The organism is Bradyrhizobium erythrophlei (assembly GCF_900129425.1).
GTDB lineage: Bacteria > Pseudomonadota > Alphaproteobacteria > Rhizobiales > Xanthobacteraceae > Bradyrhizobium > Bradyrhizobium erythrophlei_C.
In genome coordinates, this window is record NZ_LT670817.1 from 4656936 (window position 1) to 4678035 (window position 21100).

The window sequence follows — 21100 nt, forward strand, 5'->3', positions numbered from 1 at the left end:
AGCGCAGCGCAACAAGGGGCGCAAGACAAGCTATTTTGACGGCTCCGGCACGGCCCACACGCGGCGGGAAAACCTGGGAAGGCCAGGCGCAGCGGCGGGTCGGCTGCGGACAGGCGCCTCTCGGAGCATTGACCGCTACCCGCCTGACGTCCAATTTGGGCGAGATCAAAAACAACGGCCGCCAAGGCTTACGAACCGGAGGAAGCGGCGATGAACATTACCGAGCGGGATCGCGATCTCGGCACCGCCTATGCCCTGAAGCCGTCCTCCAGCCGGACCGAACTGACGGAGGTGGCGCGAGGCACCCCGATGGGGGAACTGCTCCGGCGCTACTGGCACCCGGTCGGACTTGGGGCCGACGCCACCGACGTCCCCCGAAAAGTCCGGGCGCTGGGCGAGGACCTGATCCTGTTCCGCGACCGGCATGGCCGCGCCGGCCTGCTCCACGCGCGCTGCTGCCATCGCGGCACCACGCTCTATTACGGCAAGGTCGAGGAAGACGGCATCCGCTGCTGCTACCATGGCTGGAAGTTCGACACCGAGGGCCGTTGCCTGGAACAGCCCTGCGAGCCCGACGGCGGCCAGTTCAGGGACCGGGTGCGTCAGCCCTGGTACCCCGTTCAGGAACGCTACGGGCTGATCTTCGCCTTTATGGGACCGGCCGGGAAAAAGCCGGTGCTGCCGCGTTACGAAGCCCTGGAAAATATGGACGACGGCGAATTCGTCGAAGCCGACGATACCTCGATCGGCGGCGGCGGCCCCGCCATCATTCCCTGCAACTGGCTGCAGCACTTCGAAAACGTGGTCGATCCCTACCACGTCCCCGTGCTGCACGGCTCCTTCAGCGGTCCGCAGTTCACCAACATGATGGCCACGATGCCGGAGGTGAAATTCGAGATGTCGCCGCGCGGCGTCACCGTGCGCTCGATCCGCAACCAGGACGACGGCAAGATCTTTTATCGGGTGACCGAAGCGGCGCTGCCCACGCTCCGCGTGGTACCCAATCCGCGGGTCGCGCAATTCGCCCGTGTCGAATCGATCGGCTGGACGCTGCCGATCGACGATACCTCGTTCCGCATCTACGTCGCCGGCCGGGTCAAGCAGCGCGGCGATATCGGACGGATGCGATCGAGGTTCAACGGAAAATTCTGGTGGGACATGACCGAACAGGAGCACCAGCAGTTTCCCGGCGATTACGAGGCGCAGGTCGGCCAGGGGCCGGTGACGCTGCATTCCGAGGAGCATTTCGGCCAGAGCGACCGCGGCATCCTGATGATCCGGCGGATGCTCTCCGATCAGCTCGAGGCCGTGGCCGCCGGGCGCGATCCGATCGGGGTCTCGTTCGATCACAACGTGCCGCCGGTCGAATTCGAGGCCGGCAACTTCATTCGCGAGGCGTGAACCGCGACCTCTCGTTTTCAAGAGCGATTCTCAGGGGGAAACCATGGTCGATTTCGCGCCAGACGTCGCCGCGCCGGCGGACGCCGCCGCAAGGCCGTCAAGCCGCCGGTACTACGTGCTTGGCCTCTTGACGGTCGTCTACGCGCTGAATTTTCTCGACCGCACGATCTTCAACGTCCTGATCGAGCCGATCAAAAAGGAATTCACGCTCAGCGACACCACCATGGGCCTGCTCGCGGGCTTCGGATTCGTGCTGTTCTATTCGCTGCTCGGCATTCCCATCGCGCGCGTTGCCGACCGGATCAACCGCCGCAATATCGTGGCGCTGGCATTTGCGTTCTGGAGCACGATGACGTTGCTGTGCGGTATGGCGCAGAGCGTAGGGACGCTGGCGCTGGCGCGGGTCGGCGTCGGCATCGGCGAATCCGCCGGCACCCCAGCATCGCAATCGCTGATCGCCGACCTTTTTGGCAAGAACGACCGCCCCCGTGCGCTCGGCGTCTACGCCATCGGCACCTATCTCGGGGTATTCCTGGGCTATTTCATCGGCGGCTATATCAACCAGCACTACGGCTGGCGGATGGCGTTCTTCTCAGCCGGCCTGCCCGGCATCGCGTTGGCCGCGGTATTGTGGCTCACGGTGTCGGAGCCAAAGCGCGGCGCCATGGCGGAAACCTTTGCGCCCGAGCCGATCGGACCGACGCTTGGATTCCTCGCTTCGCAACAGACCTTTGTCATTGTGCTGATCGGGTTTTGCCTGACGACCTACACCAACTACGCCACCGCGGCCTGGATTCCGCCGTTTCTGGCGCGGGTGCATCATCTCAGCAGCGCTGAAATCGGAACTTATGCCGGCACTTTCAAGGGCCTGTTCGGGATGGCAGGGACGCTGGCCGGCGGACTGATGGTGGCGCAAATCAGCCGCCGCGATGATCGCTGGAAACTATGGGCGCCGGCGCTGACGTCCGGCCTCGCCGGGCCGGTCTTCGCGGTCTGCATGCTGACATCGAATTTCACGACCATGGTCGCCGCTCTGGCGCTAACCTCATTTCTCGTCGGCTTTCATCTCGGACCGATCTTTGCTATCGCGCAGACCGTCGCGCGTCCGAGCATGCGGGCCCTGGCGTCCGCGATCATCCTGTTGACCGCGACCTGCTTCGGCCAGGGCGTCGGCCCGCTCGCGGTCGGCATGATCAACGATGCCCTGAAGAGCGACTACGGCGCCGACGCCGTGCGCTATTCACTGCTGTCGGCCGCGGTCACGACCACGCTCGGCGCGCTGTTGTTCGTGTGGGCGGCACGGTCGATTCGCGCCGATATCAAGCGGGCGACCTGAACTCCCTCAGGTCAGCGGACCGGTATACCGCTCCAGCCGCGCCCAGGCCTCGGCGCCATAGGTCTTCTGCCACTGCGCGTAGAAACCGGCTTTCACCAGTGCTGCCCTGAACCGCACGGGATCGGGTGTGTTGAAGGTCATGCCCTTGCCGGTGAGATCGGCCTGCAGCGAGCGGTCCATGGCCAGCAAATCGGCGCGTTCCTTGTCGGCTGCGGTATCGAACTGGGTGTTGACGATATCCAGCAGATCGGCCGGCAGACTGGCCAGCGCGCGCCGGTTGGCGACGATCCAGTAGCCGCTCCAGCAGTGGTTCGACAGCGCGCAATATTTCTGCACCTCGTACAGCTTGCCCGTCGATACCTGCGCGAGCGGATTTTCCTGCCCTTCGACGATGTGGGTCTGCAGGGCCGAGTAGAGCTCGCTGTAGCTGATGCTCGACGGCAGCGCCCCGAGCCCACTGAACAGGGAGGTCAACAGCGCCGTGACGGGAACGCGGATCTTGAAGCCGTGGAGGTCATCAACGCTGTTCAGCTGCCGGCTCGAGGACGAGGTGATCTGCCGGAAGCCGTTGTCCCAGACCTTCTTCATTGGCACGATCCCGGTCTTGCCGATGGCGTCGCGGACGACATCGCCGACGGCGCCGTCCATCGCGGCCCAGACCTGGTCGTAGGACCGGAACGCAAACCCGATGCTCGGCAAACCCGACAGCGGCACCAGTGTCGACAGGGTCATGCTGGGCGCCGCCAGCAATTCGATGCCGCCGGCGCGAAGCTGCGACAGCATCTCGGGATCGCCGCCGAGCTGGCTGTTGGGGAAAACCGTGACATTCAACCGCCCGGACGATTGCGCGCCGATCGCGCGCGCCGCCTCGATCAACCGAACCGTCAGCGGATGGGTATCCGGCGTATTGACGCCAAGCTTGAACTCGAACTCGGCGGCGGCGCTGACGGGTTTGCTCAAAATGGTCGTCGCCCAAGCGCCCGATGCTGCGCCGAGCAAACCCCTGCGGGTCATTTTCATGGATTGTTGCCTCCCTGGCGCTTTTCGCGCCTGAAAACCAGTTTCCGTCGAACCGATGTCGTTCGCAAGTCGCCCAGGGGAAGCATCGGCTTAACCAATCGCGGCCATTTTCGGCGGTTCCGGCCGGTTTCCGCACGAATGAAACCATTTTGAGGAACCCGCGAAACCACCTTGAAACAAAGCGGGGGTACCTCTGTTGCCAACGAACGGCGTCAAAGATGCCAGGAGGCTCACATGAACCATTCAATTCACTCGGCGGACCGCGCGACCCATCTGAAAATCGTGGTTGTCGCGCTGGTGGCCGGAATCGCAGTGGCTGGTTTCGGCATCTCCGCACGTACCAGCTCGGACTATACCCAGACCGCCCACGTGATTAAGGCCGGCAAACCGATGACGGTGACCAACTCGGATACGTCGATGATCCGCTAAGGCAAATCCTGGCTTTGAATGAAGTAGGGCCGCCTTCGGGCGGCCTTTTGCTTTCACTGAGCTTTTGGACAGCAAACCCGCGCTAAGCCATTGATTCAATGGCGCGAGAGACGGGGCTCGAACCCGCGACCTCCGGCGTGACAGGCCGGCGCTCTAACCAACTGAGCTACTCCCGCGTGATTGCGAAACCCGCGAGACGTGGGACTTAAAGGCGGGACCTATCCAAGTCAAGGCAGTTGCGAATCCCCCTGCCAGTCGGGCATTTTTGGGGTAGCGATGCAAATAATGGGCTGTTTATCGGCAAAACAACGTAGTCAGGCGGCCCCCGAATCATTTAAGGCCTGCTACGTCTTAGGTTCCTAAGCATCAACAACGAGGAGGGCCAAATATGGCGAAGAAGGCAGCGACCCCGACCACCGTCACGCTCAAGCATCTCGCAGCGGCAATCGCCGAGGACCAGGAGTTGTCCAAGAAGCAGGCTGAAGCCATTCTCAACGACCTGGTCGCCCGCGTCACCAAGCACCTGAAGAAGGGCGAGCGCATCCGAATCGTCGGCCTCGGCATCCTGCAGGTGCGCAAGCGCGCCGCCCGTATGGGCCGTAACCCCGCCACCGGCGAAGCGATCCACATCAAAGCCAGCAAGAAGGTTGCCTTCCGTGCAGCCAAGGAGCTGAAGGAAGCCGTCTGACAGGACGCATTTTCCGATTTTGACCTGGCGTCATTCCGGCGCGGTGCACGCGGCCCCCGGGATGACGCTTCCTCGATATCTTCAAACGCACGTATTTTAGTGCTACCGCGTTTTGATGGTGAGTTTACCCTTCAACTTCACGCACACGGTGACCGAGCGCTTTCTGCGGTACGTGGTCATCGACACCCAGTCGGACCCGGCGTCGCCGACCTGCCCATCCACTGCAAAGCAAAAAGACCTGGGCCGCGTGCTTGCAGCCGAACTGCAGGCGATGGGAATTCGCGACGCCCATCTCGACGAACATGGCTACATCTACGCCACCATCCCCGCGAATACCGACAAGCATGTTCCGGTCATTTGCTTCTGCTCGCACATGGACACCTCGCCGGACTGCACGGGCAAGGACGTCAAGCCGCAGATCGTCCGGAATTATCGGGGCGGCGACATCGTGCTGCCGGCAGACCCGACGCAGATCATCCGCTCCGCCGAACATCCTGCGCTTGCCAATCAGATCGGCAACGACATCATCACCTCTGACGGCACCACCCTGCTCGGCGCCGACAACAAGGCCGGCCTCGCCGAAATCATGGACGCGGCGCAGTTCCTGATGGACAACCCAGAGATCAAACACGGCGCCATCAAGATCCTGTTCACGCCCGACGAAGAGATCGGCCGTGGCGTCGACAAGGCCGACCTGAAAAAACTCGGCGCCGACTTTGCCTATACGATCGACGGTGAAACCGTGGGGAATATCGAGGACGAGACTTTTTCGGCGGACTCCGCTACCATCACCATCGAAGGCGTCAGCACCCATCCCGGTTTTGCCAAGGGCAAAATGGAGCACGCGATCAAGATCGCCGCCGCCATCGTCGATCGCCTGCCCAAAGATACCTGCTCCCCGGAGACCACCGAAGGCAAGCAAGGATTTCTGCATCCGATCGGCATCTCAGGCGCGCTGGAGAAGGTCACGCTCAGTTTCATCGTGCGCGATTTCACCGATGAGGGATTGAAGGAAAAGGAAGCGTTGCTGGAAAGCATCGTCAAACAGGTAATGCAGGGCTTTCCGCGATCGACCTGGCGGCTGGAGATCAAGCCGCAGTACCGCAACATGAAGCAGGTCATCGACCGTCATCCAGAGATCATCGACAACGCGATGGAGGCGATCCGCCGCACCGGTCTGACGCCGGTGAAGACTTCGATTCGCGGCGGCACCGACGGCTCGCGGCTGTCGTTCATGGGGCTGCCCTGCCCCAACATTTTCGCCGGCGAGCATTCGTTCCATTCGCGGCTGGAATGGGTAAGCCGGCAGGACATGGAAAAGGCCATGCAGACCATCGTGCATCTGGCGATGATCTGGGAAGAGCGGGCTTAAACCCGGCTGGCGCTTCAGGAAACGCGCGCCGTCACGATCCACATCGATGCGCGAAGCGGCACCGATTGCCCGGTGACAAAAGGCATCAGCGCTTCTCGAATCGAATTCGTGGCGGCGGCGACCACGTCGGCCGGTTGCTCGGCCAGCGCGCGGGCGGCCGGGCCGATTTCCCGTGCGCCTTGCACCGCGGCCTCCAGTCCGCGCCCGATCGCGACATCGAGCGAAAGATCGACCGGCTCCATGGCAATCCCGGAGAATCCGGCGTCGCCCAGGATACGCTGCACACGCGCTTCCGATGCAAACGCGAACGGTCCGGGATCATCCGGTCCAGGCGGCGGCAGCTTCGGCACATGCTGATAGACCGCCTGCAGCGGCGCCATGAAGAATGGATTATCGCGCGGCTCCCGCCAGCAGGCGAATACCAGCCGGCCCGATGGCTTCAGCGCCCGATGCAGATTGGCGAAGGAGAGCGCAGGCTCGGCAAAAAACATCACACCGAAACGCGACACCAGGAGGTCAAAGCCGGCGGGAACGAACGGATATACGGTTGCGTCCGCAAGCACGAATTCCACCGGCAGCTCCGGCGGCGCGACTTGGCGGGCGCGGGCAAGCATCGGCGCCGAGATATCGATGCCCATGACGTGTCCGGTGGGGCCGACTTGCTGTGCAAAAGCGATCGAGGTGGCCCCGGCACCGCAGCCGACATCGACAATTCGTTCGCCTGCCTTCGCCCCGGCACGATCAATCAATACATCGGCGACGGGCGCCAGCACGATGTCCTGGGCCTGCTGGCGATCGGCCCAGCGCTGGCCGCCCGGCCCGTTCCAATACGCGATCTGGTCCGCGTTCTGATCGTGGCCGATCGGGGGTTCCATCACGCTCACTTTGCGGCGCTGTCGGCTTTCGCGCGCTTGGCCGGAACGGTGGTCTTTGCAACGGCCTTGGGCGCGCTATCGCTGCGCATGTTACCCCAAGGGTCGGAAGGCCCCTTGTCAGGAATGTTGCTGAGCGAATTCTTGTAGGCTCTTTCGGCGGCCTGGTCGGCCTCGATCTGCTGCGGGGTCTTGTCTTTAGGGGCTTCGCCGTATCTGGGGACGGGTTGTTGGGTTTGGGCGTAAGCGGGCCCGGCCAGTATCGCGATCACGGCGGCGGCGTGAAAAACCCTCATAGCTACGCTCCCTCGCGGCTCGTTCACACGGTTGTAGCTGGTAGGCGGTGACGGATTCGAACCGCCGACCCTCTCGGTGTAAACGAGATGCTCTAACCAGCTGAGCTAACCGCCCTCGCCGTCTGTTTAACGCCGCCGCGCCCTTCCGCGCAAGCCGGGCCACGCCTGATAAAAAAGCGGCGTCCCGATCAGGGACGCCGCTGTTATCGTGTCGGAGGTGCTCAGTGCGCCGTCAGGCCACCTGGCGCTTCGTCTCCGGCGTCCGGCTTGACCGGCACCTTGGTGTCCTCTTCCCAGACAATCGGCACCGGCGGCCTCACCAGCGCCTTGGAGATCACGTCGTCGAGGCGAGCGACCGGGATGATGTTCATCCCGCCCTTGATCGCATCGGATATCTCCGTGAGATCCTTGGCGTTGTCCTCCGGGATCAGCACCGTCTTGATGCCGCCACGCGCGGCCGCCAACAGCTTCTCCTTCAAGCCGCCGATCGGCAACACCCGTCCGCGCAATGTGATCTCGCCGGTCATGGCGACATCGTGCCGGACCGCGATCCCGGTCATGATGGAGACGATCGCGGTCGCCATCGCAACACCGGCCGAGGGTCCGTCCTTCGGGGTCGCCCCCTCCGGCACGTGGACATGGATATCGCGCCGATCGAACAAGGGCGGCTCGATACCGAAGCCGACGGCACGCGAGCGGACATAGGATGCCGCCGCCGAAATCGACTCCTTCATCACGTCGCGCAGATTGCCGGTCACCGTCATCTTGCCCTTGCCGGGCATCATGACGCCTTCGATCGTGAGCAACTCGCCGCCGACATCGGTCCACGCCAGACCGGTGACAATGCCGATCTGATCGTCGCTCTCGATCTCGCCATAGCGATACTTCGGCACGCCGAGGAACTCCTCGAGCGACTTCTCTGTGACCTTGACCGATTTCTTCTTGGAAATCATCAGCTCCTTCACCGCCTTGCGGGCGAGTGTTGAAAGCTCACGTTCAAGGTTACGCACGCCCGCTTCGCGGGTGTAACGCCGGATCATCAAGAGCAGCGCCTCGTCGTCGATCGACCATTCCTTGGAGTCCAGGCCATGCTTGGAGATCGCGTTCGGGATCAGGTGCTTGCGCGCGATCTCGACCTTCTCGTTCTCGGTGTAACCGGCGATCCGGATGATCTCCATGCGGTCCATTAGCGGTCCCGGAATATTCAGCGTATTCGCGGTCGTGATGAACATCACGTTGGAGAGATCGTAGTCCACCTCGAGATAGTGATCATTGAAGGTCGCATTCTGTTCGGGGTCGAGCACCTCGAGCAGCGCCGACGACGGATCGCCGCGGAAATCGGCGCCCATCTTGTCGATCTCGTCCAACAGGAACAGCGGATTCGAGGTTTTCGCCTTGCGCATCGACTGGATGATCTTGCCGGGCATCGAGCCGATATAGGTGCGGCGGTGACCGCGGATTTCGGCCTCGTCGCGCACGCCGCCGAGCGACACGCGCACGAATTCGCGCCCCGTGGCTCTCGCGATCGACTTGCCGAGCGAAGTCTTGCCGACGCCAGGAGGGCCGACCAGGCACAGGATCGGGCCGGTCAACTTATTGGCGCGCGACTGCACGGCCAAATACTCGACAATGCGGTCCTTGACCTTCTCGAGTCCGTAATGATCGTTGTCGAGCGTCGCCTGAGCAGCCTCGAGGTCCTTCTTGACCTTGGACTTCTTGTTCCACGGGATCGACAGCAGCCAGTCGAGATAGTTGCGCACGACGGTCGCTTCCGCGGACATCGGCGACATCTGGCGCAGCTTCTTCAATTCGTGCTGTGCCTTCTCGCGCGCTTCCTTGGAGAGCTTGGTCTTGGCAATCTTCTCTTCCAGATCGGCCAGCTCGTCACGGCCTTCGTCGTCGCCGAGCTCCTTCTGGATCGCTTTCATCTGCTCGTTGAGATAGTACTCACGCTGAGTCTTCTCCATCTGGCGCTTGACGCGCGAGCGGATACGCTTCTCGACCTGCAGCACCGAGATCTCGCTCTCCATCAGCCCCAGGACCTTCTCAAGGCGCGCGGTGACGGACAGCGTTTCCAGGATGGCCTGACGGTCGGCAATCTTGACGGCGAGGTGACCGGCAACGTTGTCGCCGAGCTTGGCAAAATCAGTGATCGCCTGAACCACGCCGACGGCTTCGGCGGATATCTTCTTGTTCAGCTTCACATAACTCTCGAAGTCCGACACGACCGAACGTGCCAGGGCTTCGGCCTCGACGGAGGTGGCGTCGGTATCGGCGAGCGCGACCGCGGTGGCCTCGTAATATTCGGCGCGGTCGGAATATTTCTGCACCCGCGCGCGCTCAAGCCCCTCGACCAGCACCTTCACGGTGCCGTCGGGCAATTTGAGCAGCTGCAGGACGCTGGCGAGCGTGCCGGTTTCATAGATCGAATCCGGGCTCGGATCATCGTCCGACGCGTTCTTCTGCGTCGCCAGCATGATCAGGGCGTCGTTCTTCATGACCTCTTCGAGGGCGCGGATCGATTTCTCGCGGCCGACGAACAGCGGCACGATCATGTGCGGAAAGACCACGATGTCGCGAAGCGGCAGCACCGGATATAAATGGCTTTCGCCGTAAACGATAGATGGCCGGGGTTTTGGGGTCGTCATGGCCTATTCCTTTTGCTGTGCCCCCTTGCACGCAGTCCGCAGTCTTGCGCAACCGCCACAAGGTGCCGAGGTGTTCCAGAACCGAAGGACCGCATAGTGCGGCGACTTTTCCGGACCGTTTTTGCGGCGAATCTTTGGGTTACGTTTTCATCGCCGATAGCATTAGGTGGCTATCGACCATGGGGGTGTCAAGTCGACGAAAAAGGCCGGCCAGATTGGCTAAACGCCTGCAGATGCTTGCGCAACCACGGTCGCCGAAAGGCCCGGCAACCGTCTCTCCTGAATATTCAATCCGCCCGCGCCGGAGGGGATCAGGCGCTGGCACTGCTTTCGACCGCGCGGTCGGAGCGATCGGCGTAGATGTAGAGCGGGCGCGCCGTCCCCTCGACCACTTCGCGCGAGATCACGACCTCTTCGACGCCTTCCAGGCCTGGAAGATCGAACATGGTCTCCAGCAGGATGCTTTCAAGAATCGAGCGCAGGCCACGCGCACCGGTCTTGCGCTCGATCGCCTTGCGGGCAACCGCGCCAAGAGCTTCGTCGGCGAATGTGAGTTCGATGTTTTCCATCTCGAACAGCCGCTGATATTGCTTCACCAGAGCGTTCTTCGGATCGGTCAGAATCTTCTTCAGCGAAGCCTCGTCGAGATCCTCAAGCGTGGCGACCACCGGCAGGCGGCCGACGAATTCCGGGATCAGGCCGTACTTCAAGAGATCCTCGGGCTCGACGTGACGGAAGATTTCGCCGGTGCGGCGATCTTCCGGCGCCAGCACCTGGGCTGCGAAACCGATCGAGGTCGACCGTCCACGCGCCGAGATGATCTTCTCGAGGCCGGAGAACGCGCCGCCGCAGATGAAGAGAATGTTTGTGGTGTCGACCTGCAGGAACTCCTGCTGCGGATGCTTTCGGCCACCTTGCGGAGGAACCGACGCAACCGTGCCTTCCATGATCTTCAGCAACGCCTGCTGCACGCCTTCGCCCGAAACATCCCGGGTAATCGACGGATTGTCGGATTTGCGGCTGATCTTGTCGATTTCGTCGATATAGACGATGCCGCGCTGCGCCCGCTCGACATTGTAGTCTGCAGATTGCAGCAGTTTCAGGATGATGTTCTCGACGTCTTCGCCGACATAGCCGGCTTCGGTCAGCGTCGTCGCATCCGCCATCGTGAACGGCACGTCGAGAATTCGCGCCAGCGTCTGCGCCAGCAACGTCTTGCCCGAACCAGTCGGACCGATCAGCAGAATGTTCGACTTCGCAAGCTCGACGTCGTTGTGCTTGGTCTGGTGATTGAGGCGCTTGTAGTGATTGTGGACGGCGACCGACAGCACCTTCTTGGCATGGCTCTGGCCGATGACGTAATCGTCGAGAACCTTGCAGATTTCCTTCGGGGTCGGGATGCCGTCGCGCGACTTCACCAGCGAGGATTTGTTCTCCTCGCGGATGATATCCATGCACAGCTCAACGCATTCGTCACAGATGAATACGGTTGGACCCGCGATCAATTTGCGGACCTCATGCTGGCTCTTGCCGCAGAACGAGCAATAAAGCGTGTTCTTGGAGTCGCTCGCGCCGACCTTACTCATTCTCGTCTCCGTCCGCCGTTCGATCCCGTCCGCTCGATCGCCCCATTCCGGCACTTACCGGCCCAGAGTTCTAGATAGAGCAAAATCCGTACCAAAAAAGACCCTACGCTCCAGATGCCGCCCGAATCGCGGCAAGCTCGAACCCCCGCGATCATAACCGATATGACCTAGCCAACCATGGTGACACCCGACTATCAAGATTTCGCTAACCGCGCGAGCGCCAAACACCGTGACAATACCGTGATTTGCCTCAGGCATGCGAGCGGCAGATGCCGAAATCGGCCATGCGTTGCGCGATTGCCACTCCGCCAAACCAGCACGAAAGCGGAACTTTTGGCCGTGCGAGGGCAAAGAAGTGCCGCTGGCGGCCGGAATTGCCGGTTAACGGCCGTCTTTAACGCCGTGGCCTGGGGTACGTGGTGTTACGGGGTCTTCGCGGTTGGCTCTTCCGAGCGCTTGTCGATCACCTTGTCGACAATACCGAAGTCCCGGGCCATCTCGGCGGTGAGGAACTTGTCGCGTTCCAGCGCGTCCTCGATCGCCTTGTAGGTCTGGCCGGTGTGCTTCACATAGATCTCGTTGAGCCGCTTTTTGAGGTTCAGGATTTCCTGCGCGTGCAGCATGATGTCGGTGGCTTGACCCTGAAAGCCGCCGGAGGGCTGGTGCACCATGATGCGCGAATTCGGCAACGAGAAGCGCATGTCCTTATGTCCGGCCGCCAGCAGCAGCGACCCCATCGACGCCGCCTGTCCGGTGCAAAGCGTCGACACCGGCGGACGGATGAACTGCATGGTGTCGTAAATCGCAAGGCCCGAGGTCACCACCCCGCCCGGCGAGTTGATGTACATCGAGATTTCCTTCTTCGGATTCTCGGCTTCGAGAAACAGAAGCTGAGCGACGGTCAGTGTCGACATGCCGTCCTCGACCGGTCCGGTCACGAAGATGATGCGCTCTTTGAGGAGGCGCGAAAAAATGTCGTAGGCGCGCTCGCCGCGGTTGGTCTGCTCGACCACCATCGGCACGAGGTTCATGTAGGTTTCGACCGGATCGCGCATTAGTCACCCAAGGGTTGGCGGAGGCGAACATCCACCGGCAGATGGAACTGGCTAGAATTTGCCGGGCACGGACGAACGTCCCGTGATGCAGGACTTAGATTGAACTCACAGATATGGGCCAATTCGCCGGTAACAAGACCGGGTCATAGCGTGCGGAAGTCCTTTCAGTTGAAGCTGATTCGCATCCGAGCGCATAGCGACGGATACCGCCGCTATGCCCCTTTTGCCGCACATCCTTAACGCCCGGCTGACACAATCAGGGCCGAACCTCAGGCCGCGCTTTTCTCCGCTTCGTCGTCCTTATAGAGGTCTTCCTTCGTCACCTTCTTCTCGGTCACGTTGGCGAGTTCAAGGATGAAATCGACGACCTTATCCTCATAGATTGGCGCACGAAGCTGGGCCAGCGCATTGGCATTGTTGCGATAGTAGTCCCAGACTTCCTTCTCGCGGCCCGGCATCTGGCGTGCGCGCTCGATCACCGCGCGGCTGACTTCGTCGTCGGTCACGGTAATCTTGTTCTTTTCGCCGATCTCGGACAGCACGAGACCGAGCCGCACCCGGCGATCGGCGATCTTGTGGTATTCTTCCCTGGCGGCCTCTTCCGTGGTGTCCTCATCGGCGAAGGTCTTACCGCCGGACTCCATTTCGGCCTTGATCGAATTCCACATCAGATTGAATTCTTCCTCGATCAGCGACGGAGGCGCCTCGAAGCGATGGCTCTCGTCGAGACGATCCAGCAAGATGCGCTTGACGCGCTGGCGGGTGGCGCCGGCGAATTCCACCGACAGCCGCTCGCGCGCGGCTTCCTTGAGCTTGTCGAGCGATTCGAGACCGAGCGTCTTGGCAAATTCATCGTTGATCTCGGTCTCCTGCGGCGCCTCGATCAATGTGGCCGTGGTTTCGAACTCGGCAGGCTGGCCGGCGAGCTTCTCGCTGGCATAATTCTTCGGGAACGAGACCTTCAGGTTGCGGGTTTCGCCGGTTGCGATGCCGAGCAGCTGTTCCTCGAAGCCCGGGATAAATTGCCCGGCGCCAATCACGACCTGGATGTTTTCGCCGGTGCCACCGTCGAACGGCGTGCCGTCGATGGTTCCCTTGAACGAAATGGTGACCCGATCCCCGTTTTCGGCCTTCGCACCCTCGCCTTTGGCGGCGAAGCTGCGATTCTGGTCGGCAATCCGCTTGATGGCCTCGTCGACATCGGCGTCAGTGACCTCGGCGACCGGCTTTTCGACCGTAAAACTCTTGAAATCGGCGAGTTGGATCGCCGGCACAACCTCGATCGACACGGTGTAAGTGAGATCGGATTTTCCGGTGAGGATGTCCTCGACGGCCTTTTCTTCCGTCGGCATGGTAACCTTGGGCTCGGTCGCCAAACGGAAACCGCGCTCGGAGAAGATCTGCGAGTTGGTATCGCGGATGGTCTGCTCGACGGTTTCAGCCATGACCGAGCGGCCATACACCTTCTTGAGGTGGCTCACCGGCACCTTGCCTGGACGAAAGCCGTTGAGACGGACCTTGTCCTTGAGGTCGACCAGACGGGCATCCGCCTTGGCGTCGAGGTCTGATGCGGGAACGCTGATCTGGAATTCGTGTTTCAATCCCTCAGTGAGGGTTTCTGTGACCTGCATGGCGTCAATCTTCTTCCCGCTTGGTCCGGCCTGAACGGCACGGACATTGTCAATTTGTCGACGCTCGGCTTTAAAGCCTGCGTCAGTGGTTCGGCGGACCCAATCCTTCCGGGAAACTTGCCCCTGAAGAAAAAGGTCCATCAGCAATCGTCATGCAAACGCTGTCAGCGCTTGGTGCGGGCGGAGGGACTCGAACCCCCACAACTTTCGTCACTGGAACCTAAATCCAGCGCGTCTACCAGTTCCGCCACGCCCGCTGATAGCATCACGTCCGGCCGCGATGCCGCGAGCGGCGGGCTTATAACATGGGCCCACCGGTCCGCAGCAAAAAAATGGCCATTTCAGAGCCTCCCGGGGAGTACCTGCGGCAACTGGACATATCCAGCGGAAAATGGTCCGCATCTGACATGGCTGATCGAGTTCTCCGGCTGGACCGACGCGAGCTGATGGCCGGATTGGGCGCTGCGGTCCTCGGTCCGGCAATGCCTGGGATCGTCGCCGCGCAGGAGCGCGCATCCCTGGTGCTGCACGCCAGGCCCGGCTTCATCGCCTTGCATCCGGGAGCCCCGAATGCGCCGATATGGTCGCTTCAAGGTCCCGCGCCAGATCCCGGGCTTCGCTTCAAGCGCGGCGACGAACTTGCGATTACGCTTCAGAATGAGCTGCCCGTGCCCACCGTGCTTAACTGGCATGGGATCGACGGCGTCCCGGCCGCCGAGCCTCTGGCAGCGCGGCCGCTGCTCGCGCCCGGGGCCCAGGAAACCCTTGTGATTCCATTGCGCCGCAGCGGAACATTTATGTGCGACCTTCGTCTGGTGGGCGATGGTCAGGCGCGACCGTCGCCGGCGCGGGCATTGGTGGTCGGGGAGAGCGAGGCCACCGCCGCCGACCGTGATGAAGTGCTTCTGATCGAAGATTGGCGGCTGCGCGCGGACGGCACCGCGATCGCGCCCGGAACCGATCCCAAGGGCACCACGCCGGTCTACACCATTAATGGACAAACCACGCTGGATATCCCGGTGCGGACCCATGAACGCCTTAGATTTCGGCTCATCAATGGCTGTCAACGGACTGTCATTGCGGTAAAATTTGAGGGACACGACGTTCGGGTCATGGCCATGGACAGCGCACCGGCTGAACCGTTCCTCGCACGCGGGGGCGCGCTGGTACTGGCGCCGGGAGGCCGGGTCGACGCCTTCATCGATGCCACCGTGCCGCCGGGCTCGGCGTCAGCCATCCTTCTCCACGACGGCACGGAGGCCCGACCGATCGGCCGGCTGGTCGCCTCCAGGGATCAGCCGGTCCGGGATGCCCCGCTGCCGGCGGCCCCTCCGCTGCCATCCAATGGCCTGCCAGCCCGGCTCGACCTCAAGAATGCGTTGCGGATCGATGTGACGCTTGGAGGACGGCAAGCCGACTGGGTAGCCCCCGCGAACTTCGCGGTCTCGGCCGCGCCCGTCTTCCGCGCCAAGGCTGGTCGGACCGTGGTGTTGGCCCTGACCAATCGCGCCGATACCCCCGAGGTCTTCCACCTTCACGGTCATCATTTCAGGGTCCTGGACCGGCTTGACGACGGCTGGAAACCGTTCTGGCTGGATACGCTGGCAATCGAACCCGGACAGACCCAGCGTATCGCGTTCGCCGCCGAAGTTGCCGGGCGCTGGCTGCTGGAGACGATGGCAACCGACTGGGCAGCGCCGCGCCTGCTGCGGTGGTACGGTGTCGAATAAAGGAAGCGAAAATGGACAAATCCAACCTCACCATTCGCAGCGTCCGGGCCCGGGCCGTCGATGCGCCGATCTCGCGGCCGGTGAAGAACGCCTTCGGTGTCATCCGATCGGCGCCGCTGGTGCTGATCGATGTGATGACCGATCAAGATGTTACCGGACGGTCCTATATCTTCGGCTACGCCAGATTGACGCTGAAGCCGCTGGTACAACTGATCAGCGACATCGGTGCCGATTTGACCGGCAAGCCGGTCGCCCCCTTCGACCTGATGGCGCAGATGGACGCCAAATTCAGACTGCTGGGCTGGCAAGGTCTGGTCGGCATGGCAGTATCGGGACTCGACATGGCCTTCTGGGACGCGCTGGGTCAGGCGGTGGCTCAACCATTGACGGCATTGCTCGGCGGAACGCCGCGGCCGATCCGGGCCTATGACAGCTACGGTGCGGTCGATCCCGTCGCCGACGAAAAAGACCTGCGCCGCTCGCTCGATCAGGGTTTTCGCGGCATCAAGATCAAGGGCGGGGACGGCGACCTCGCCAACGACGAACGGCTCGTCAAGGCGGTGCGCAGCCTGATCGGTCCCGACATCGCGCTGATGCTCGATTTCAACCAATCGCTCGACCCGTCCGAGGCCAGCCGGCGGATTAACAGACTCGCGCCTTACGATCTGCATTGGATCGAGGAGCCCGTAGCGGCCGAAAACCTCGAGGGCCACGCCAAGGTGCGCGAGACCTCGCCAATCTCGATTCAGTCCGGCGAAAACTGGTGGTTTCCACGCGGCTTCGCTGAAGCAATCGCCTCGGGCGCGAGCGACTTCATCATGCCCGACCTTATGAAGGTCGGCGGCGTCACCGGCTGGCTCCGCGTTGCTGGCCAGGCCGAGGCGGCTTCAATTCCGATGTCGAGCCACCTGTTTGCGGAGGCCAGCGCTCACATGCTGGCGGTGACGCCGACGGCGCACTGGATCGAATATCTTGACCTCGCCCGCGCCATCCTCGCCGAACCGGTCGAGATCGTCGACGGGACCATTACGGCCCGCGGCCATGGCCTTGGGCTGTCGTGGGACGAGGCCGCGGTCGCGAAATATCTGGCGTAAGCAAATCCAACGCGACGTCGGAGGGACGCTTCCCGGTCTCAATAATCGATGCCGAACTCGTCATAGAGCTGCCGGAACACCGCGGGCAGCACCTCCGTCAGATCTTCCGCGATCAGACCGGGGCCCGCCTCGCGCGCCGCCTCGCCGTGCATCCAGACCCCGATACAGGCGGCCTCGAACGCCGGCACGCCCTGGGCCAGCAGGCCTGCGATCATGCCCGACAGTACATCGCCGGCCCCTGCGGTCGCGAGCCAGGGCGGCGCGTTGGCAGCGATGGTGGCGCGTCCGTCCGGTGAGGCCACCACCGTATCCGGCCCTTTGAGCAGCACGATAGCGCCGGAACGCACGGCGGCCGCCCGCACCCGTTCGAGTTTCGAGCGAAGTGAATGTTTGTTGCTGATGTCGCTGAACAGGCGCGGAAATTCTCCTTCATGCGGGGTGAGAACAACCTGCGGGTCGGGCGAAGCTTTAATAGCCTCGAACAAATGATCGGGCGCGTCGGCAAAGCTCGTCAGTGCATCGGCATCCAGCACCAGGTTTCGTTGCGCCGATAGCGCCGTCAGGACAAAATCGCACGTCCGCTGGCCAACACCGGCGCCCGGGCCGATGACGCAGCTGTTGAGGCGCTTGTCGGTCAACAACTCGCCAAATTCGACCACCGTATCGATTGATCGAACCATCACGGCGGTCAGCGCGGACGCGTTGATGGCGAGCGCATCGCTGGGCGAGGCCAGCGTGACCAGCCCGGCGCCGGCCCGCAACGCGCCGCGCGCCGACATCCGCGCCGCGCCGGTGGCGGCGATATCGCCCGAGACGATGATCGCGTGGCCGCGGGCGTATTTATGGCCGTCGACCTTCGGCACCGGAAACGACGTGCGCCAGAACTGCGGAATGTTTTCGAATGTCTGCGGATGCATTTCCGCAAGCGCGCTGGGATCGATCCCGATATCGGCAACGCGCACGCGGCCGCAATAAATCCGGCCGGGCAGCAGCAAATGCGCTGGCTTGCGCCGGAAAAACGTCACGGTTTCGGTGGCGCGAACCGCGATCCCCATCACGGCCCCGGTGGTACCGTTGATGCCGCTCGGCAGGTCGACGGCGAGAACGGGCGCGCCGTTGGCGTTGATCGCCTCGATCATGTCGTGCGGTTCGCCCTTCACCGGTCGGTTGAGACCGGCGCCGAACAGCGCATCGATGATCAGCGCCGGCCTGCCGATGGCCTGGGGGTTGAACGGCAGCACCGGATATTTCCATCCTCGCGCCGCAGAGGCCGCGTCGCCCTGCAGGCTATCCCGCTCGCACAGCAGGATCACCGAGACCTCGCGGCCGCGCGCGGCCAGTTCAGCCGCGGCCACAAAACCGTCGCCGCCATTGTTGCCGCGCCCCACGACCACGACGATGGGCCCCTCCTCCACGAGGTCCATCGCGGCCTCGGCGACAGCCTGGCCGGCGCTCAGCATCAGCGCGAAGCCCGGGGTGCCCGCGGCGATGGTGAGCCGGTCGGCACGTTCCATCTCAGCTGTAGTCAGAACTTCCATGCCAAATCCCTGGTACAAGCGCCTTATCCTGAGGCATTTCGAACGCCATGCGAAGTCGAAGTCCCGATACTTGCATAGCGATTGATCCGTTTGCCTATTTCATAAGCTGCGGTATGGTGACCGCTTCGGTCTAACCCCTCAGCGAATGCCTGTTAAAAGTCTGATAACGTTTCAAAAATCAGGCGTCTTAACAACTTGGCACAGACCCTGCTTTTGAGGAAGCCGGCTCTCGATCGTCGTGCTCACCGGCAATCATGAGTGTGCCCGGTCGCTCGCCAGGACAGACGATCGAACCACTTGCGCATCTGGTGCAACGTGGAAACCAACCTGCAGTCTGCAAATGGAAATGCCTGGGAGGCGTTCAGTGAAGAAAATAGAAGCCATCATCAAGCCATTCAAGCTCGACGAGGTGAAGGAGGCGCTTCAGGAGGTCGGACTGCAAGGCATCACCGTTACCGAGGCCAAGGGCTTTGGGCGGCAGAAGGGTCATGCAGAACTCTATCGCGGTGCGGAGTACATCGTGGACTTCCTGCCCAAGGTCAAAATCGAGATCGTGATCTCCGACGACCTGGTCGAGAAGGCGATCGACGCAATCCGGCGCGCGGCCCAGACCGGGCGCATCGGCGACGGCAAAATCTTCGTGTCCAACATCGAGGAAGCGATCCGGATCAGAACCGGAGAATCCGGGCTGGACGCTATCTGAGCCGGGTGCTATCCGACATTTCGCGACTTTAGAGAGGTTACGGCAAGGCTGCTTCGGCGGCCTCGTTTTGTTAGCGATCTCGCTCAACCCTCGTTCAACCTTGGACACGACCCGCCAGACATAAGGGGTATTCATGAAGACGGCCAAAGACGTCCTGAAATCAATCAAGGACAATGACGTGAAATACGTCGACCTGCGTTTCACCGATCCGCGCGGCAAGTGGCAGCATGTGACCTTCGACCAGGGCATGATCGACGAGGACGCCTTCGCCGAAGGCTTGATGTTCGACGGCTCCTCGATCGCCGGCTGGAAGGCGATCAACGAATCCGACATGTGCCTGATGCCTGATCCCATCACCGCGACGATCGATCCGTTCTTCGCGGAAACCACCCTGGTCATCACCTGCGACGTGCTGGAGCCGACTACCGGCGAACCGTACAACCGCGACCCCCGCGGCATGGCCAAGAAGGCCGAGGCGATGGTCAAGTCGATGGGAGTCGGTGACACCGTGTTTTTCGGACCCGAAGCCGAGTTCTTCGTGTTCGATGACGTTCGCTTCCAGACCACGCCCTACAACACCGGCTTCAAGCTGGATTCGTCCGAACTGCCGATCAACTCGGACACCGAATATGAGGGCGGCAACCTCGGCCACCGCATCCGCACCAAGGCGGGCTATTTTCCGGTTCCGCCGCAGGATTCGGTGCAGGACATGCGTTCGGAAATGCTCGGCGCGATGGCCAAGATGGGCGTCAAGGTCGAGAAGCATCACCACGAAGTCGCGTCCGCCCAGCACGAACTCGGCATGAAGTTCGACACCATGACGCTGATGGCCGACCAGATGCAGATCTACAAATATTGCATCCATCAGGTCGCGCACATCTACGGCAAGACCGCTACCTTTATGCCGAAGCCGGTCTACGGCGACAACGGCTCGGGCATGCACTGCCACCAGTCGATCTGGAAGGACGGCAAGCCGGTATTCGCCGGCAACAAATACGCCGACCTCTCGGAGACCTGCCTGTCCTACATCGCCGGCATCATCAAGCACGCCAAGTCGATCAACGCCTTCACCAACCCCTCCACTAATTCCTACAAGCGCCTGGTTCCCGGTTATGAAGCTCCCGTACTGCTCGCCTACTCCGCGCGCAACCGCTCGGCCTCCTGCCGCATTCCCTACACGAGCAATCCGAAGGCCAAGCGCGTCGAGGTACGTTTCCCCGATCCGATGGCCAATCCTTATCTCGGCTTTGCCGCGATGCTGATGGCCGGCCTCGACGGCATCAAGAACAAGCTTGATCCGGGCCCGGCGATGGACAAGGACCTCTACGATTTGCCGAAGGAAGAGCTGAAGGCGATCCCGACGGTGTGCGGTTCGCTGCGCGAGGCGCTGGAAAACCTCGACAAGGACCGCGCCTTCCTCAAAAACGGCGGCGTATTCGACGACGATTTCATCGACAGCTATATCGAGCTGAAGATGACCGAAGTCGAGCGCTTCGAGATGACGCCGCATCCGGTCGAATTCGAAATGTACTATTCGCTGTGATCTAACGCGCGCCCCGCGCGCGTTACGGTCCGGAAATGCAAAAGGCGCTCCGAAAGGGGCGCCTTTTTTGCATTGCTGCAGTACAGCCCAATGATGCAGTGCATGATTGCGGGGATCGGCATGAAGACTACAATGCGAAAAGGGCCGCGCGCTCACAT

The 21100-nt window shown here is 61.9% G+C and carries 16 protein-coding genes, 3 tRNA genes and 1 pseudogene; 9 read left to right on the top strand and 11 right to left on the bottom strand.

Translation table 11 applies throughout. The features are described 5' to 3' along the window. The first annotated feature begins 210 nt into the window (after window positions 1-210). Window positions 211-1401, top strand: a complete 1191-nt coding sequence (locus tag B5527_RS22220; RefSeq protein WP_079603447.1) for an aromatic ring-hydroxylating dioxygenase subunit alpha — start codon at window positions 211-213, stop codon at window positions 1399-1401. 43 nt (window positions 1402-1444) lie between these two features. Next, window positions 1445-2737: a spinster family MFS transporter gene (locus B5527_RS22225; protein WP_079603448.1), complete on the top strand. Its 1293-nt coding sequence runs from the start codon at window positions 1445-1447 to the stop codon at window positions 2735-2737. A gap of 6 nt (window positions 2738-2743) precedes the next feature. Here the strand turns inward: B5527_RS22225 and B5527_RS22230 are convergent, their stop codons facing one another. Next, a complete protein-coding gene (locus tag B5527_RS22230; RefSeq protein WP_079603449.1) occupies window positions 2744-3757 on the bottom strand; it encodes a TRAP transporter substrate-binding protein in 1014 nt (337 codons plus the stop codon). A gap of 234 nt (window positions 3758-3991) precedes the next feature. On the opposite strand from B5527_RS22230, the gene B5527_RS22235 reads away from it, so the two are divergent. After that, window positions 3992-4186, top strand: a complete 195-nt coding sequence (locus tag B5527_RS22235; protein ID WP_079603450.1) for a hypothetical protein — start codon at window positions 3992-3994, stop codon at window positions 4184-4186. A 99-nt stretch (window positions 4187-4285) separates the two neighbouring features. Here the strand turns inward: B5527_RS22235 and B5527_RS22240 are convergent. Beyond that, window positions 4286-4362: transfer RNA gene (locus tag B5527_RS22240), tRNA-Asp, on the bottom strand. A 200-nt stretch (window positions 4363-4562) separates the two neighbouring features. On the opposite strand from B5527_RS22240, the pseudogene B5527_RS22245 reads away from it, so the two are divergent. Further along, window positions 4563-4874, top strand: a pseudogene (locus B5527_RS22245) (HU family DNA-binding protein); the annotation flags it as partial. Window positions 4875-4989: 115 nt separating this feature from the next. Continuing rightward, window positions 4990-6246: a peptidase T gene (gene pepT, locus B5527_RS22250; protein WP_079603452.1), complete on the top strand. Its 1257-nt coding sequence runs from the start codon at window positions 4990-4992 to the stop codon at window positions 6244-6246. A gap of 14 nt (window positions 6247-6260) precedes the next feature. Here pepT and B5527_RS22255 read toward each other — a convergent pair whose 3' ends face one another. From B5527_RS22255 to B5527_RS22290, 8 genes are all read right to left on the bottom strand, one after another. After that, the gene (locus tag B5527_RS22255; protein ID WP_079607429.1) at window positions 6261-7121 is read right to left on the bottom strand and encodes a class I SAM-dependent methyltransferase; all 861 of its coding nucleotides are present in this window, start codon (window positions 7119-7121) and stop codon (window positions 6261-6263) included. Window positions 7122-7126: 5 nt separating this feature from the next. Beyond that, complete coding sequence (locus B5527_RS22260; RefSeq protein ID WP_079603453.1) at window positions 7127-7414, bottom strand: hypothetical protein; 288 nt, start codon at window positions 7412-7414, stop codon at window positions 7127-7129. Between the two features lie 38 nt (window positions 7415-7452). Then, a tRNA-Val gene (locus tag B5527_RS22265) sits at window positions 7453-7529 on the bottom strand. Between the two features lie 106 nt (window positions 7530-7635). Beyond that, window positions 7636-10062 carry an endopeptidase La gene (gene lon, locus B5527_RS22270; protein WP_079603454.1) on the bottom strand — a complete coding sequence of 809 codons (2427 nt, stop codon included), beginning with the start codon at window positions 10060-10062 and terminating at the stop codon, window positions 7636-7638. A gap of 311 nt (window positions 10063-10373) precedes the next feature. Then, complete coding sequence (clpX, locus tag B5527_RS22275; protein ID WP_079603455.1) at window positions 10374-11648, bottom strand: ATP-dependent Clp protease ATP-binding subunit ClpX; 1275 nt, start codon at window positions 11646-11648, stop codon at window positions 10374-10376. A gap of 422 nt (window positions 11649-12070) precedes the next feature. Next, window positions 12071-12703 (bottom strand): ATP-dependent Clp protease proteolytic subunit, encoded by a 633-nt coding sequence (locus B5527_RS22280; protein ID WP_079603456.1) that lies wholly within the window; start codon window positions 12701-12703, stop codon window positions 12071-12073. A gap of 269 nt (window positions 12704-12972) precedes the next feature. After that, on the bottom strand, window positions 12973-14334 hold the full coding sequence (gene tig, locus B5527_RS22285) for a trigger factor (RefSeq protein WP_079603457.1): 1362 nt from the start codon (window positions 14332-14334) through the stop codon (window positions 12973-12975). Window positions 14335-14506: 172 nt separating this feature from the next. Then, window positions 14507-14591 (bottom strand) — tRNA-Leu (locus B5527_RS22290). 150 nt (window positions 14592-14741) lie between these two features. Here B5527_RS22290 and B5527_RS22295 point away from each other — a divergent pair. Next, on the top strand, window positions 14742-16064 hold the full coding sequence (locus B5527_RS22295) for a multicopper oxidase family protein (RefSeq protein WP_079603458.1): 1323 nt from the start codon (window positions 14742-14744) through the stop codon (window positions 16062-16064). An 11-nt stretch (window positions 16065-16075) separates the two neighbouring features. Beyond that, entirely contained in the window at window positions 16076-17158 is a 1083-nt protein-coding gene (locus tag B5527_RS22300) for an enolase C-terminal domain-like protein (protein WP_079603459.1), read from the top strand. Between the two features lie 38 nt (window positions 17159-17196). On the opposite strand, the gene B5527_RS22305 is transcribed toward B5527_RS22300, so the two are convergent. Beyond that, a complete protein-coding gene (locus tag B5527_RS22305; protein ID WP_079603460.1) occupies window positions 17197-18696 on the bottom strand; it encodes an NAD(P)H-hydrate dehydratase in 1500 nt (499 codons plus the stop codon). Between the two features lie 364 nt (window positions 18697-19060). On the opposite strand from B5527_RS22305, the gene B5527_RS22310 reads away from it, so the two are divergent. Both B5527_RS22310 and glnA read left to right on the top strand, forming a co-directional pair. After that, a complete protein-coding gene (locus B5527_RS22310) occupies window positions 19061-19399 on the top strand; it encodes a P-II family nitrogen regulator (RefSeq protein ID WP_074832548.1) in 339 nt (112 codons plus the stop codon). 133 nt (window positions 19400-19532) lie between these two features. Then, window positions 19533-20942 (top strand): type I glutamate--ammonia ligase, encoded by a 1410-nt coding sequence (gene glnA, locus B5527_RS22315; protein ID WP_079603461.1) that lies wholly within the window; start codon window positions 19533-19535, stop codon window positions 20940-20942. The last annotated feature ends 158 nt before the right edge of the window (window positions 20943-21100 follow it).

Bases quoted from the DNA above. Each gene is read 5' to 3' on its own strand.
- glnA (WP_079603461.1), top strand. From the start codon at position 19,533: ATGAAGACGGCCAAAGACGTCCTGAAATCAATCAAGGACAATGACGTG.
- clpX (WP_079603455.1), bottom strand. From the start codon at position 11,648: ATGAGTAAGGTCGGCGCGAGCGACTCCAAGAACACGCTTTATTGCTCG.
- B5527_RS22280 (WP_079603456.1), bottom strand. From the start codon at position 12,703: ATGCGCGATCCGGTCGAAACCTACATGAACCTCGTGCCGATGGTGGTC.
- pepT (WP_079603452.1), top strand. From the start codon at position 4,990: ATGGTGAGTTTACCCTTCAACTTCACGCACACGGTGACCGAGCGCTTT.
- B5527_RS22295 (WP_079603458.1), top strand. From the start codon at position 14,742: ATGGCTGATCGAGTTCTCCGGCTGGACCGACGCGAGCTGATGGCCGGA.
- tig (WP_079603457.1), bottom strand. From the start codon at position 14,334: ATGCAGGTCACAGAAACCCTCACTGAGGGATTGAAACACGAATTCCAG.
- B5527_RS22230 (WP_079603449.1), bottom strand. From the start codon at position 3,757: ATGAAAATGACCCGCAGGGGTTTGCTCGGCGCAGCATCGGGCGCTTGG.
- B5527_RS22225 (WP_079603448.1), top strand. From the start codon at position 1,445: ATGGTCGATTTCGCGCCAGACGTCGCCGCGCCGGCGGACGCCGCCGCA.
- B5527_RS22305 (WP_079603460.1), bottom strand. From the start codon at position 18,696: ATGGAAGTTCTGACTACAGCTGAGATGGAACGTGCCGACCGGCTCACC.
- B5527_RS22255 (WP_079607429.1), bottom strand. From the start codon at position 7,121: ATGGAACCCCCGATCGGCCACGATCAGAACGCGGACCAGATCGCGTAT.
- B5527_RS22235 (WP_079603450.1), top strand. From the start codon at position 3,992: ATGAACCATTCAATTCACTCGGCGGACCGCGCGACCCATCTGAAAATC.
- lon (WP_079603454.1), bottom strand. From the start codon at position 10,062: ATGACGACCCCAAAACCCCGGCCATCTATCGTTTACGGCGAAAGCCAT.
- B5527_RS22220 (WP_079603447.1), top strand. From the start codon at position 211: ATGAACATTACCGAGCGGGATCGCGATCTCGGCACCGCCTATGCCCTG.
- B5527_RS22260 (WP_079603453.1), bottom strand. From the start codon at position 7,414: ATGAGGGTTTTTCACGCCGCCGCCGTGATCGCGATACTGGCCGGGCCC.
- B5527_RS22300 (WP_079603459.1), top strand. From the start codon at position 16,076: ATGGACAAATCCAACCTCACCATTCGCAGCGTCCGGGCCCGGGCCGTC.